General features: G+C 32.9%; 13 protein-coding genes, 1 tRNA gene and 1 pseudogene. 8 read left to right on the top strand and 7 right to left on the bottom strand.

Annotated features, from left to right (window positions below; all coding sequences use genetic code 11):
- The coding region (locus ACEN2K_RS06255) for a cadherin domain-containing protein (protein WP_441758465.1) at positions 1–1,929 on the top strand (1,929 nt) is incomplete at its 5' end.
- Positions 1,930–1,991: 62 nt separating this feature from the next.
- Entirely contained in the window at positions 1,992–2,867 is an 876-nt protein-coding gene (locus tag ACEN2K_RS06250; RefSeq protein WP_441758464.1) for a PorP/SprF family type IX secretion system membrane protein, read from the top strand.
- Positions 2,868–3,374: 507 nt separating this feature from the next.
- Here the strand turns inward: ACEN2K_RS06250 and ACEN2K_RS06245 are convergent.
- Positions 3,375–4,051 (bottom strand): annotated as a pseudogene (locus ACEN2K_RS06245) (IS1595 family transposase); the annotation flags it as partial.
- A gap of 1,065 nt (positions 4,052–5,116) precedes the next feature.
- Between ACEN2K_RS06245 and ACEN2K_RS06240 the strand changes: the two are divergent.
- Positions 5,117–5,290 carry a hypothetical protein gene (locus tag ACEN2K_RS06240; protein WP_441758463.1) on the top strand — a complete coding sequence of 58 codons (174 nt, stop codon included), beginning with the start codon at positions 5,117–5,119 and terminating at the stop codon, positions 5,288–5,290.
- 536 nt (positions 5,291–5,826) lie between these two features.
- Here the strand turns inward: ACEN2K_RS06240 and ACEN2K_RS06235 are convergent.
- Positions 5,827–5,900 (bottom strand) — tRNA-Met (locus tag ACEN2K_RS06235).
- A 154-nt stretch (positions 5,901–6,054) separates the two neighbouring features.
- On the opposite strand from ACEN2K_RS06235, the gene ACEN2K_RS06230 reads away from it, so the two are divergent.
- Together ACEN2K_RS06230 and ACEN2K_RS06225 are read left to right on the top strand one after the other, a co-directional pair.
- Positions 6,055–6,447: an START-like domain-containing protein gene (locus ACEN2K_RS06230; protein ID WP_441758462.1), complete on the top strand. Its 393-nt coding sequence runs from the start codon at positions 6,055–6,057 to the stop codon at positions 6,445–6,447.
- A gap of 54 nt (positions 6,448–6,501) precedes the next feature.
- The gene (locus ACEN2K_RS06225) at positions 6,502–7,341 is read left to right on the top strand and encodes an aminotransferase class IV (protein ID WP_441758461.1); all 840 of its coding nucleotides are present in this window, start codon (positions 6,502–6,504) and stop codon (positions 7,339–7,341) included.
- Here the strand turns inward: ACEN2K_RS06225 and ACEN2K_RS06220 are convergent.
- From ACEN2K_RS06220 to ACEN2K_RS06200, 5 genes are all read right to left on the bottom strand, one after another.
- Entirely contained in the window at positions 7,338–7,898 is a 561-nt protein-coding gene (locus ACEN2K_RS06220) for a YqgE/AlgH family protein (protein WP_441758460.1), read from the bottom strand. The genes ACEN2K_RS06225 and ACEN2K_RS06220 overlap by 4 nt on opposite strands.
- 125 nt (positions 7,899–8,023) lie before the next feature.
- Positions 8,024–8,296, bottom strand: coding sequence for an HU family DNA-binding protein (locus ACEN2K_RS06215; protein WP_441758459.1), 273 nt, complete (start codon positions 8,294–8,296; stop codon positions 8,024–8,026).
- A 179-nt stretch (positions 8,297–8,475) separates the two neighbouring features.
- Positions 8,476–9,423, bottom strand: a complete 948-nt coding sequence (fmt, locus tag ACEN2K_RS06210) for a methionyl-tRNA formyltransferase (RefSeq protein WP_441758458.1) — start codon at positions 9,421–9,423, stop codon at positions 8,476–8,478.
- Entirely contained in the window at positions 9,423–11,318 is a 1,896-nt protein-coding gene (locus ACEN2K_RS06205; RefSeq protein ID WP_441758457.1) for a RecQ family ATP-dependent DNA helicase, read from the bottom strand. The genes fmt and ACEN2K_RS06205 overlap by 1 nt, the downstream gene beginning before the upstream one ends.
- 63 nt (positions 11,319–11,381) lie before the next feature.
- The gene (locus ACEN2K_RS06200) at positions 11,382–11,951 is read right to left on the bottom strand and encodes an AAA family ATPase (protein ID WP_441758456.1); all 570 of its coding nucleotides are present in this window, start codon (positions 11,949–11,951) and stop codon (positions 11,382–11,384) included.
- A gap of 119 nt (positions 11,952–12,070) precedes the next feature.
- On the opposite strand from ACEN2K_RS06200, the gene ACEN2K_RS06195 reads away from it, so the two are divergent.
- The 3 genes from ACEN2K_RS06195 (at position 12,071) to murA (ending at position 14,561) form a co-directional block, all read left to right on the top strand.
- Entirely contained in the window at positions 12,071–12,355 is a 285-nt protein-coding gene (locus ACEN2K_RS06195; protein ID WP_441758455.1) for a DUF493 family protein, read from the top strand.
- Between the two features lie 83 nt (positions 12,356–12,438).
- Positions 12,439–13,143: a DUF4290 domain-containing protein gene (locus ACEN2K_RS06190; RefSeq protein WP_441758454.1), complete on the top strand. Its 705-nt coding sequence runs from the start codon at positions 12,439–12,441 to the stop codon at positions 13,141–13,143.
- Positions 13,144–13,250: 107 nt separating this feature from the next.
- Positions 13,251–14,561 (top strand): UDP-N-acetylglucosamine 1-carboxyvinyltransferase, encoded by a 1,311-nt coding sequence (gene murA, locus ACEN2K_RS06185; protein WP_441758453.1) that lies wholly within the window; start codon positions 13,251–13,253, stop codon positions 14,559–14,561.
- Positions 14,562–14,579: the final 18 nt, after the last annotated feature.

Here is a 14,579-nt window from a genome sequence, read left to right as displayed (position 1 = left end):
GACGGCGTAGGCGGTGAGGATAATCCTTCATTCGAAATCATAGGAAATAGTTTGAAGGTGAAGAGCATTTTTGACTTTGAAACTAAAAATATTTATAAAATTCGCGTTCATGCAGTCAGTAGTCGTGGAGATGTTTTAGAGCAAAATTTTACGATAACAGTTCTAGACGATCAGTTACCTACAGTTTTTACTTTATCTAAATCAACTATTGACGAGAACAAACCCGTGGGAGCTGTTGTGGGTGACTTTACAGTCCTTAAGGAAGACCGCACTGCATTTGCCTTGACATTAATTGACGGCGTAGGCGGTGAGGATAATCCTTCATTCGAAATCATAGGAAATAGTTTGAAGGTGAAGAGCATTTTTGACTTCGAAACAAAAAATATTTACAAAGTTCGCGTTCAAGCAGTGAGCAGTCGTGGAGATGTTTTAGAACAAGCATTTACCATCACGGTACTTGACGACAAATTACCAACGGTTTTTACCTTGTCAAAATTAACGATTGACGAAAACTTGCCTGTTGCTACCGTAGTGGGGGACTTTACGGTGATTAAGGAAGATAGAAATGAATTCATACTAACTTTGATCGAAGGTGTGGGTGCAGATGATAATGCTTCTTTTGATATTACAGGAAATAGTTTAAAAGTGAAAAGCGTTTTTGACTTCGAAGCAAAAAGCATTTACAAAATTCGCGTGCAAGCAGTAAGCAGTCGTGGAGATGTTTTAGAGCAACCTTTTACTATCACGGTACTAGATGATAAATTGCCAACGATTTTTACCTTATCTAAAGCAAATATTGACGAAAACTTGCCTGTTGCTACTGTAGTGGGTGACTTTACGGTCGTTAAGGAAAACCGTACTGTATTTGCCTTAACGTTAGTTGATGGTCAGGACGGTGAGGATAATGCCTCATTCGAAATCACAGGAAATAGCTTGAAGTCTAAAGAAATGTTTGACTTTGAAACTAAAAACAGTTACAAAATTCGTGTAAAGGCACAAAATACCCTAGGCGAAGTACTGTATGGTACCTATGTTATTGCCATCAATGACATCAATGATAGTCCTGTTTTAATCACAATAAGCAATGATAAAATCAGTGAAAACGTTCCTGCAGGTACTGTTATAGGAACATTAAAGACTAAGGATCAAGACAAGGATACTAGCATATACCGTTTTTTTATAGGCGGTTCTGATTATTTGAACTTTGATCTTGTAGGTGATCAGTTGGTGTTAAAGAAAAGTTTAGATTTCGAAAAGCAAAATGTTTTTAATTTTGAGCTTATTAGTAATGATCAAAGAGGAGGAGAAGTAACTGAGAAAATGACGATTTACGCCTTAGACGTAAACGAGAATCCGGTTATTACTAAAAATGTAGGATCAAATGCAGTAGGTTTTGTGTTGTCGGGATTATCAAATGCTGCTGCTGTTGTTGGCAAATTAGAAGCAACAGATGTGGATGCAAATAGCGTCCTAAGTTGGGAAATTAGTCCGGGTCAGCAAGTTCCTTTTACCATTACTAAAGACGGAATCATAAGCTTTGATGGTACGATTGATCCTAAAAACAAAACGAGCTACAGTTTTACCGTTAAAGTAACAGATAATGGTACTCCTAAACTGTCTGATACCGTTACTGTAAACGTAACGATTGAGTTTACAGTTGATGATACTTTGATGTACAACAATTTGGTTTCACCAAATGGAGATGGTCTCAACGATAGATTACTCATTAATAATATACAGTTGTACAGTAATTATATTTTGACAATTTACAATTCTAAAGGTCAAATGGTTTTCAGTACGAGCGATTATAAAAATGACTGGATAGGTAATGGATTGCCAGAAGGAGAGTATTATTTATATTTTACAGGAAAAGATCCAAGCAACAGAGAACGTGTTTATAAAGAGCTTATTAGACTAGTTTACAATTAGTTTGTGGCAACTTCAAACAATCATAAGTTAAACTTTGTAAATGATCAATAATTAAAAAATCAATGAAATATATAACAAAAAAAATAGTGTACAGTGTAGTTCTTGTCTTGTTCATTATCTCTTCGGGTAAGGCGCAGTACCAATTAAACAATCGCTTAATTCAGCAAAATAAGGTGGGTGTCAATGTTGCCTATGCCGGCGAGCTCGATAAAACGCGCATATCACTTGTAATAGGATCAACTCCAAACAAAGTCGAAGATGCTAATACACTCAAATGGCAGCAAGTAACCCTTGATTTACCATTGGGAAGTAAGTTAGCAACAGCAACAGTATTTACTAAAATAGCTGCAGGTAGTTTTTCGCAGATGCAAATTAAACAAGCCTTCGCTTATCGGGTGGATTTGTCCGAAAACCAAACCTTATCCGTTGGTTTTGGACTGAGTTTTAATCAGCAAAATATTGATTTTAAAAACGGCTTTACGCCAAATAGTTTTGTGGATTTAAATGATCCTTATTTGTCTGGAGAGAATGTCTATGAAAACAAATTAGGCTTAGAACTTGGTTTTGTGTACAAGTTTAAAAACTTCCAGTTCTCGATGGCACTTCCTTCTGTAGGTAAGGAAAAACCGTACAACAATGAAGTCACAGCCTACACAGAGTACAAGTTTAAAGTAGGTAAGGAACTGGATATTGTTCCGTCCATCTTGTTAGTGAAAACACAAAGCAATCGATACGAACTAACCAATAGTTTGAATTTTAATTACCAAAAAAGAGGTTGGCTACAAGTTGGTTATGTAGATAATGGCCAGATCAATATGGGCTTTGGATTGAATGTAAAGGGGCTCGGAATTGGGTACAATTTCGGCTATGTTCAAGAAGACAAAGTCAGTGCCATTTTTGGAAACAGCCATCAATTTGGTTTGTTCTTCAATTTATAATGCATAAGTTACTAAATGGCTTAGGTAGGTAATCAAGCATTTAATAAAACCGCAAATTCGCAATTGATTTCATTTTTTTGAGATCCTAATTGTGAATTCGCGGTTTTTTTTAGAATTTATATACTTCGTGAGTTCGCTACGCCCGTGTGCCGCATCCCTTTCAAGAATCGCTATTTTAAACCGTTTTTCGACACCCTATCAGAAGCTTCCTTTAGTTGCTCTACCAGTGCAATCAAAACAGGTTTTCAAATTTGTTTAGTTTCTCTAATGGGTCACCAAGTTTATTTAGTTTGCTAAGTCGAATATCTTAATCTAAAAATTCATAATCTCGGTGTCTTTTGAACTGTTTCATGTTTACAAGATGCAGATAGCGTGAGGTCTAAAAAAGAGTACCATTTATTAAAGTTGCCCTAAGTATACATTCTGACATATTTACCAAATCCACTACGTCTTTTAATTGGATTCTATTATGTATGTTTTCTTTAATTTAGTTATAGTGCTGTAAAATTACCTACTTGATGTAATATTCTCTAAGCCAATATGATTTTGGATCATCATCCTTATAATTAGATTATCAAATATACTTTTCTTGTTTATTGACCTGTTTAATCGATAGCTATATTCATCTAAGTATCTTTCCATATTATGTTCATCCATTCATAAATATGTACTTTTCAACCATGATTTTACCTGTTGAATTAAAGTATTCATTTCAAAAAAAATAGAAGTATTGCTCTTTATTTGTTCGATATTATAAGGGTATTTTAAAGGCTTGTGTCCAGTCCATTTATCTGTTTTTACACTAGCTTGAGGCGCTATATTACAGTAGGAAATCTTTGTATTTACATTAGAAGAATAATCCATAATTCTTTTGTTATAAGCTCTTTTTACACCGCTTTTTTATCAATTTCAACAGCAGCTGCACTTATCTTATTCTTACTATCATTACTTCTTCCTTGCTTCAAATTATCTTTTCGTCCGTAAACAAATTCATCTACGTAAACAGCACCTACAATCGAGTTTAATTCACCGATTTTTATAGCTAAACGAACTTTATGCATTAATAGCCATGCAGTTTGTCGGCTTATTGAGTATCGCTTTGCCATTTGTGAAGAAGATATACTTTTTGTAGTAGCAATTATTTCAAAAATAAAACCAAATGTTTTACGAGCCCCACATCTTAAGATTGAAATATCCTAAAATATGGAAAGAAATCTACAGGAATATGGTTAAAGATTAAGACGCGTATAATCTTTTGGTTTTACAACTAGATGCTGAGTTTGATTTCGGTCCAACGAACAAGGTAAAAAAAAATGCAGGGTATTAGAAATTATATAATGACCTAATGAAATGAGTAAGTTAGTACAGCCAAGGAACAAGTATAAAGGAATTAAGGATTATTGTAAATTATGTAGGGTAGATAATCCTAAATGTATACATTTTGAAAGCATTTCGTATAGAATAAGAGTTCACGTCCCAGGAACTCAAAAGAGTGTAAGGTCTAAAGTGATGCAATAATTGAAACTATTAATTTAGAAAAATACTTAAGAACTACTACTTATCAAAAAATAGTTAACTATTCAACACAAGGGAATAATTAGTCAGTTGTTGATTCAATAATAAATTATGACCATTATCTAAATGGTGAAAGTGAGTATGCATAATTTATAAACAACTTAACTAATAAGCATCGAAAAGAATTGATTCGATTTTTCAAATAGTATGCTAAGACATTAAAGAAATATATAACAATGACTTAACTAGAATTAAAGATGGTATTAGACAAGATGTATTAAATTTTTATTCTTGGGCTGATATCCATTATAGCCCTAAAACTTTTAATAAATACTTGAATGCCCTTAGAGTTTTTTTTGAATTCCTTATAGGTATTGAAGAAATTGAAATGAAAAATCCTTTTAGGAAGTATTCTCGAAAACAGCTAAGAAAAACAAATATCGATTCTGTAACCAATGAAGAGTTTACTGCAGTTCTAAAGGCAGTTGATACTTATATACTTAATATGTTTTGGGAGGCAAGGAGGAGCGGAAAAATATGTTTAAACCTTATTTAAAAGATGGATTTAGACATTTTTTGTTAACTGGCGGAAGTAGTGAGGAAATTGTTGACTTAAGGTCGAGCGATATCTATGTAGCTGTTAGTGGCTTGAACTTTTTAGAATCCAAAACTTAAAAGTAGAGCGAAGCTTAAGTATTGATGGATTATATAAATACATTCCAAAAAATTCTGATTTGTTTGACTTACTAATGGAGATGGGACATCATGATAAAAAACTAACTGATGATTATATTTTACTACCTGAAAGAAAAGTCCAAACAAAAACAATTATGGATTCACTTTCAAAATCTTTTACACATTACAAAAATGGAGCAGGCATCAAAAAAGAGATAAGTTTAAAGAGTTAAAGGAAAACATGTATCACTCGAGTGCATCAAGTAATGCAAAAAGAAACGGGGTTAATAAGATCATATTAAAGTGAAAAGGTATTGCAGACTTATTTTAAAGATACTCAAATACTATCAGCAGTGTAAAAGGGGGCTTTTGAAATAAAAATGTTTAGTGAAGATTCATCACTCTGATTCCTCACTTTTTTTATGTTTCGTTATTTCAGGACGCGACATAATTCCAACAAAAAACCCTTAAACATTGCTATTTAAGGGTTTGTTTTTGCAGTGAGAACGAGATTTGAACTTTTGTCCGCGTGGCGGATATGAATGCACTAAAATTTAGTTTGTTTAAGCGTTTTGCGACATTTAATTCCAACAAAAAACCCTTAAACAATTGATGTTTAAGGGTTTGTTTTCGTAGCGAGAACGAGATTTGAACTTTTGTCCGCCGCGGCGGATATGAATGCACTAAAATTTTGATTGTTTAAGCGTTTTGCGACATTTAATTCCAACAAAAAACCCTTAAACAATTGATGTTTAAGGGTTTGTTTTTGTAGCGAGAACGAGATTTGAACTCGTGACCTCAGGGTTATGAATCCTGCGCTCTAACCGACTGAGCTACCTCGCCAAATATTCAGTGGATAACCATCCCTTGAATGCGGGTGCAAATATAAAAATAATATTTCAAGTTGCAAGCATATTTGAAATAAAAAAAATATTTTTAAAAAGATTTTTTTTTAGGCTATATATTCTATATATTCGAAAAAAAATTAATGTAGCTCATGGATCAAAAAATACGTTACGAAATCGAGTTTCCTATAAATTCTTCTCCTCAATTATTATATCAATATATTTCTACTCCGTCAGGTTTGTCAGAGTGGTTTGCGGATAATGTAAATTCTCGTGGCGAGTTCTTTACCTTCATTTGGAATGATTCTGAAGAAAAAGCGAGACTAGCTTCTAAAAAAACAGGGGAGAAAGTTAAGTTTAAATGGGTAGACGATAAAAATAAGGATTCAGAGTACTTTTTTGAACTTCATATATTAGTTGATGATTTGACTAAAGACGTTTCTTTGATGGTGGTAGATTTTGCTGAAGAAGATGAGGTTGATGAAGCGAAACAATTGTGGGAGAATCAAATTTCTGACTTGAAACATCTAATTGGATCTGTATAGTAAAATTGTATTTTAAAACTTATATTTGCCCTGAACAAAATTCAGGGTTTTTTTATGATCAATTTTAACGGGAACATCGTATCAGAGGAGAGTAATATACTAACAAATAATCGCGCTTTTTTATATGGCGATGCTGTTTTTGAAACTGTTAAAATTGTTGATTCTAAAATTCTTTTTTTAGAAGATCATTATTTTAGGTTAATGGCCTCTATGCGTGTCGTTAGAATTGAAATTCCTATGAATTTCACAATGGAGTATTTAGAGGAGCAAATCATTTCATTAGTAGAAAATTCTAATCTAGCTTCTTCGTCTCGAGCTAGAATCACTGTTTTTAGAAATGATGGTGGGTATTACTTGCCAATTAATAATGAGGTCTCTTTTTTAATTCATGCCAGTGAGATTGAATCAAGATCGTATCTTTTTAATGAAACGGCTTATGAGGTGGACTTATATAAAGATTTTTATATCACTAAACAATTGTTGTCTTCAATAAAGTCTACTAACAAACTTTTGAATACAACAGCAAGTATTTATGCTCATGAAAATGGATTAGATAACTGTCTATTAATAAACGATAGTAAAAATGTAGTAGAAGCGATACAAGGAAATTTTTTTATGGTTTCCGCCAAAAAACTAATCACTCCACCGGTTTCAGAAGGATGCTTAAATGGTGTGATGCGTAAACAAGTATTGGAAATAGCAAAAAAAGTGGAAGGATTAGAAGTTGTAGAAGAAATTATTTCGCCATTCGATCTACAAAAAGCGGACGAATTATTTATAACTAACGTTATCAAGGGTATTCAGCCTATTACAAAATATAGGAAGAAGCAGTTTGAGACTAAAGTTTCAAAAACACTTTGGGAAAAATTAAACGAACTAATAGTTGGTAATTAATTAAGGTAAGGATTTTCAGGTGCATTGGACCAGATAAGGTAATCACCACCTAATTCAATAATTTGTTCCTTCCAAAAATGTGTTGCCGAAGTACCAATAATTTTATTTTTATGGCTATTTGGTGCTATGATCCAAGAATTAGCATTCATTTCAGTTTCCAACTGATTTTCATCCCAGCCAGTATAGCCTAAGAAAAATCGAATATTGTCTTTACTAATTTTTCCACTGTTCATTAAATCTTTTGTAGACTCAAAATCACCACCCCAGTAAATTCCATTTGATATTTCAATACTATTTGGTATTAATTCTGGAATATTATGGATAAAATAAAGGTTGTCTTGCTCCACTGGACCACCGTTATAAATTTTAAATTTAGCAGTAATCTCAGGTATCAAATCATTGATATTATATTTCAAAGGTTTATTAATGATAAAACCTATTGAACCTTCTTTATTGTGATCTGCTAATAAAATTACAGATCTATTGAATGATAAATCTCCAATTATAGAAGGCTCAGCAATAAGTAGTTGCCCTTTTATTAGTGTTTCTGAAATCATAATAGTGTAATTTTTTTATTAAATTTAAGAATAATTTTTAAAGAACGCCAAATTTAATCGTTAAAATGCATAAAAAAACCCTCCATCAGGAGGGTTTTTATTATATTAGGTTTTAAAACTTTCAATTAGTTTACAGCACCTTCTAATTCAGCACCCGCTTTAAATTTCACTACATTTTTAGCAGCAATTTTAATAGTTTTTCCTGTTTGAGGATTTCTACCATCTCTAGCAGCTCTAGCTGAAACTGACCAAGATCCAAAACCTACTAAAGATACTCTTCCACCTTTTTTCAAAGTTTCTCCTACATTTCCTAAAAATGACTCTAAAGCTAATTTAGCAGCTGCTTTTGTAATTCCTGCATCTGCAGCGATAGCATCGATTAATTCTGATTTGTTCATAATAATAGTTATTAATTGTTGGTTAAAAAATAATTGTTAATACACAAATTTAGCAGGAAATCCCTTCCTTGCAAGCGTTTTGGATGATTTTAGCACGTTTTGTTAATAACTTGTTTTTTTTGTTGATAAAACCACTGTATTTTCTAGTAAATGTTATGTAACCCCTATATTTATTGGTGTTAATAGGCTTTTGCCATTTCAGAAAAAGCTATTCCGTTAAGTAATTCAACCGTATTCATTTTTTTCTTACCTGGAAACTGTAAACTTAATACCTGAATGTATCCTCCTTTAACTGCAATTTTCATTTCTTTCTTGGTGCAAATAATTTTACCTGTTAGATAATCATGGTCTTCTTCAATGATTTTTGTATCATAAATCTTAACACTCCATGGTTCATTATTATCAGATATAAAACACCAAGCTGCAGGATACGGACTCAAACCTCTAATTAAATTGTTTATTTCCAGAGCCGACTTGCTCCAATCAATTTTGCAGTTCTCCTTATTTAATTTATATGCTGTTTTAATATCTGGACTGTCTTGCTGAATTTTTGGTATCGCTTTACTGTTTTCAATTAATTCTAATGTACGTATAACTGTATCGCTTCCTAAAAGCATTAGTCTATCGTGCAGTTGTCCGGCATTTTCATTTGGGTCAATTGCTGTCTCGGAACTCAGAATAACCGCTCCAGTATCTATCTTGTCGTCTATAAAGAATGTAGTGACCCCAGTTTTAGTTTCTCCGTTTATTAACGCCCAATTAATTGGGGCTGCACCACGGTAATTGGGGAGGAGGGAAGCGTGTAGGTTAAAAGTCCCTAAGGCTGGCATTTCCCAAACCACTTTAGGAAGCATTCTAAAAGCAACTACTATTTGTAAGTTGGCATTTAAAGCTTTTAATTCTTCTAAGAAAGTTTCGTCTTTAAGATTTGTCGGTTGCAGTAATGTTAATTTATGTTCTAAAGCATATTCTTTAACGGCTGAATATTTGATCTTTTGACCCCTTCCAGCGGGTTTGTCAGCAGCAGTAATCACTCCTACAACATCGTAGTTGTTTTTAAGTATAGTGTCTAGAATCCCCACTGCAAATTCTGGGGTTCCCATGAAAACGATTCGTAATTTTGCCATTATAATTTAAGGATATATTTATTGTTAGATTGAATGATAATACGGTCTTTTTTTAATAATTCCTGTATAACAAAGATAATATCATCTGAATTGTTATTGGTTTTATTTTGTAATTCTCTCGAATTTAAAGGTTCAGACTTTAATAAGAACAATATTTGATTAGATATTTCTAGTAAATCTGTTTTTTTATATTTTCTTTGAATGCAGTAGGAGCAAATGCCACAATCTACTGCTTTATCTTCGCCAAAGTAATTTAAAATTTGTTTGCTTTTGCAGCTATTTTGGTCAGTTACATATTCTAAAACGGATTGGAGTTGGTCTTTTTTTAACTGATTTTGATTTTCTAAATATTTTGATACCCGACTAATTGTTCTCTCATCCTCTCTTATTTCATTAAAAACAAGACGGGCGTCATTATTTTTTGCATGGTATTCAATAATTCCTTTTTCCTTTAGCTTATTTAAAATAGTATATATCTGATTTTCGGCATTTTTTGATTTTTTTGCGATTAGTGACAAATTAAATGCAGTTGGTAATTCATAAATACCAGGATAGGTTCTTAAAATAGCCAAGATAACTTCTTCTTCATTTGGGTTTAAGCTGGTATATCTTATAACCTCTTTCGAAGGAATAATAAACTGTAAGGTTATTTTTTCTGAAAACTCTTGAGATAAACTAATAATTCCTTGTCTGTCTAAAAATTGGAAAGCATTATAGGTTTTTAAAATTGGAAAACTATATTTCGTACAAAAATGATTTAAGTTGAAATAATATTCTTCATTGATTCCTTCTCCATACGCGATTTGGAAGTAATTACATACTTTTTTATAAACCTCATTAAGGAATTTTTTATCAGGAAGGTTATTTATAAATTGATTCTGTGCTTGCAATGCATCTGATGGACTGCTGAGTAAAACAGCAAATGCTTTTTCCTCATTTCGACCCGCGCGGCCAGCCTCCTGATAGTAATTTTCTAAATTATCTGGAAGTTGTATGTGGATAACTGTCTTTACATTTGCTTTGTCTATTCCCATTCCAAATGCATTTGTGGCCACAATAACCTGAGCATCTTCGTCCATCCACCGCTGCATGTTTTTATCTTTCTCTTTTGTTGATAAACCGCCATGATAAAAAGTAGATTGAAATCCTAAAGATTGTAATTGAGAAGAAATTTCTAAACAAGATTTCCTGTTTCTAACATATACGATAGAGGGAAACGGGTTTTTCTTTAATATTTGTTCAATTTTATAGAGTTTGTCTTCAGTTTCAAAAACCATATAAGCAATATTTTCTCTCGAAAATGATTTTTGAAATACCTGAGGTTGGTGTAATCCTAATTCATTTATAATATCTTTTTGTGCTCTAGGAGTTGCAGTAGCGGTAAGTGCTAAAAAGGGTGTTTTAGGAAAATGAGTTTTTAAAGAGGCTATTTTTAAGTAAGCGGGCCTAAAATCATGTCCCCATTGGGAAACACAATGTGCTTCATCAATTGTGATTAGGTTGATAGGGAGACTTTTTATTCGTTCTAAGACCCAGTCAGATTGCAAACGTTCTGGAGATAAATACAGGAATTTGTAATTACCATATTGGCAATTGTCTAATAAATCAATCATCTCATCAGATTTGATGCCTCCTGTTAATGCAATGGCTTTAATGTTGCGTTTTTGCAAATTAGCAACTTGGTCTTTCATTAAGGCAACGAGCGGAGAAATCACAAGGCAAATACCTTCATTTAGTAGTGCAGGTATTTGAAAACATACTGATTTTCCACCACCTGTAGGTAATAAAGCAAAAGTATCCTGACCGCTTAAAACAGAATCGATGATTTCGCTTTGCAGGGATCTAAATTGGTCGTGGTTCCAATATTTTTGGAGGATTTGTAATGCTTTAGACATTTTTAGAATTTTGAATTACAAATTGAGAGCTATTGTAATACTAGCTCGTAAATTAGAATCTAATTACCTAGAAATTTTGTCTAATATAAAAAGAATTCTGTTATCCACGGTGTCTTTAGGTACTTCAATAAGGTCATAGCCATAACCTTGATAAGTTTCAATAAGATGATTTTGTATTAATTTAGCTTGTTCATAATTTTCATAGCGAGCTTCATCACTCACATAAATCTCTTCCCATGGTGGTAAGATGAAAATTTTAGAATAGGTGTGTTCACGACATATAGCATCAAATGAGGCTGGGTAGCTGTCGCCTATGTAATGCATGTAAGCTAGAACATCAGGAAGTCCTCTGTCTATGAAGACCACTTCATGTGGTTCTTCTAAGGCACTTATAAATTGTTTTTTTCTTCCTTCTAGTAGGAGCTCGCTAAACAGCAAGGGTTTTTCAAGGAATAATTGCTCAATACCTTGTTTTTTTGCCTCTAAAGTTACTTCTCTTGAAATTTCAGGGTAACAACAAAAGCCTTTTGTTATTAATCCGTCAATTAGAGTACTTTTTCCTGTTCCTGGTCCGCCGATAATTATGATGATCTCTTTCTGCACTTTTTGGAAATAAGGCGCAAACTTACTCAAACTTATTGGAAATTGAAAAAATGGAGGGCATTAAAATAGTAGTTTTTGATAAAAATTAATAATCCATAATTCATAATTTACATTTGAAACCGTATCTTTGCTTTAATTTTTAATGAAAAATGGATAAGAAAACCGAAGAATTTTATGTTAGGTTAAAAGCAGAGCTGGATAATAGTAATACTTGGCCCGCTTTATATTTATTTAAATTTATTGTGCCATCAGTTGCAGATAATGTAGAACGTGTTGAAAAAGCTTTTGATTGTTTGGGAGCTGTTATAAAAACCACCAAATCTAAAACAGGTAAATTTACCAGCGTTTCTGTTGATGTACAAATGAAAAATTCCCAAGAAATAATTGATAAGTACCTAGAAGTCTCTACTATTGAAGGTATTGTTTCTCTATAAATAGCGAATAGCAATTTTAAATTAAACAACCTATTGTTTGATTTTTGGTTGGTATAATGAATAGCTTCAAAAAAAATTCACCTATGAATTCAAAGTACATAAAAGAAAATGCGAATGATGTTGTGCATCATCTGGAGTATAATGCTGAAAGAACGCATTTGATTATACCAGAATATGGCCGTCATTTACAAAAATTAATTGATCAGGCTACTGCCATTGAAAATGCTGATGAGCGCAATAAGGCAGCCAAATATATCATTCAGGTAATGGGTAGTTTAAACCCTCATTTAAGAGATGTGCTTGATTTTCAACATAAATTATGGGATCAATTATTTATAATGTCAGATTTTAAATTAGATGTTGATTCACCGTATCCAATTCCTTCACGTGAAGTATTGCAGCTGAAACCAGATGTTTTACAATACCCACAAAACTTTCCTAAGTATCGTTATTATGGTAATAATATCAAATATATGATAGATGTGGCTAATAAATGGGATGATGGTGAGATGAAAAATGCATTAGTGAAAGTGATTGCAAACCACATGAAAAAATCATACTTGAGCTGGAACAAAGACACAGTGAAAGATGATGTTATTTTTGAGCATTTGTATGAACTTTCGGACGGCAAATTAAATTTACTAAATAGTACAGAAGAGCTAATCAATACGACAGATTTACTGCGCACTAACAAAAGAATTTCTAACAAAATTTCAGCTACTACTGCCCCAAAAATTCAAAGTAATAAGAATTCAAAAACGGGAAAGCCAAAATATAAAAAACAATAATAAATATAAATTCGAATAAGAAAACTTTTTAGTAGGCATAAATACAACGGAGAGAATTATTTATAAGCTATGGCAAGGTTTACTATTTTATAACTTTAAAAAAATATATGGGAATTTTCAAAATAGAAGGAGGCATTCGTCTAAAAGGAGAAATCACTCCACAAGGAGCAAAAAATGAAGCGTTGCAAATCCTTTGCGCGGTATTGCTAACTTCTGAAAAAGTTATTATTAATAATATTCCAGATATTATTGATATCAATAAATTGATTGTACTTCTAGGGAATTTAGGGGTTAAAATTCAAAAAAATGGTTCAGGATCGTACAGTTTTCAGGCTGATGATGTAAATGTTGGTTATTTAGAAACGGAAGCATTTAAAAAAGAAGGTGGAGCTTTACGTGGTTCTATCATGATTGTTGGGCCTCTTTTAGCACGTTTTGGTAAAGGGTATATTCCTAAGCCAGGTGGAGATAAAATAGGTAGAAGACGTTTAGATACGCACTTTGAAGGTTTTATTAATTTAGGGGCCAAATTTCGTTATAATAGAGAAGATCATTTTTATGGGGTGGAAGCGCCAGATGGTTTGCATGGAACTAATATGTTGTTAGACGAAGCGTCTGTTACTGGAACTGCAAATATTGTTATGGCTGCTGTCTTAGCTAAAGGGACTACGACTATTTACAATGCGGCTTGTGAGCCTTACTTGCAACAGTTATGTAAAATGTTAAACTCTATGGGAGCAAACATTACAGGTGTTGGGTCAAATCTATTAACTATCGAAGGAGTAGATAGCCTTGGTGGTTGTGAGCATAGAATTCTTCCAGATATGATTGAGATTGGATCTTGGATCGGCTTAGCGGCTATGACAAGAAGTGAAATTACTATCAAAGATGTAAGTTGGGATAATTTAGGTGTGATTCCAAATACTTTTAGAAAATTAGGAATTACTTTAGAACGTAGAGGAGATGATATTTATATTCCATCTCACGAAGATGGATATGAAATCAAAACTGATATTGATGGATCTATTCTTACGGTAGCTGATGCACCTTGGCCAGGATTTACTCCTGACTTATTGAGTATTATGCTTGTGGTTGCGACTCAGGCCAAAGGAGATGTTTTAATTCATCAAAAGATGTTTGAAAGCCGTTTGTTTTTCGTTGACAAATTGATTGATATGGGAGCTAAAATCATGCTTTGTGACCCGCACAGAGCGGTTGTAATGGGGCATAACTTTCAATCACAATTGAAAGCTACAACAATGTCTTCTCCTGATATTCGTGCAGGAATCTCCTTATTGATTGCAGCGCTTTCCGCAAAAGGAACAAGTACTATTCAAAATATAGAGCAAATTGATCGTGGATACGAAAGAATTGATGAAAGATTAAGAGCCATTGGTGCGAATATAGTTCGAGCTTAATCAAAATAATATATTTTT

Source organism: Flavobacterium sp. W21_SRS_FM3 (genome assembly GCF_052113625.1).
GTDB lineage: Bacteria > Bacteroidota > Bacteroidia > Flavobacteriales > Flavobacteriaceae > Flavobacterium.
The sequence above is the reverse complement of the archived record's forward strand: the minus strand, read 5'-3'. Positions and strand labels throughout refer to the sequence as shown.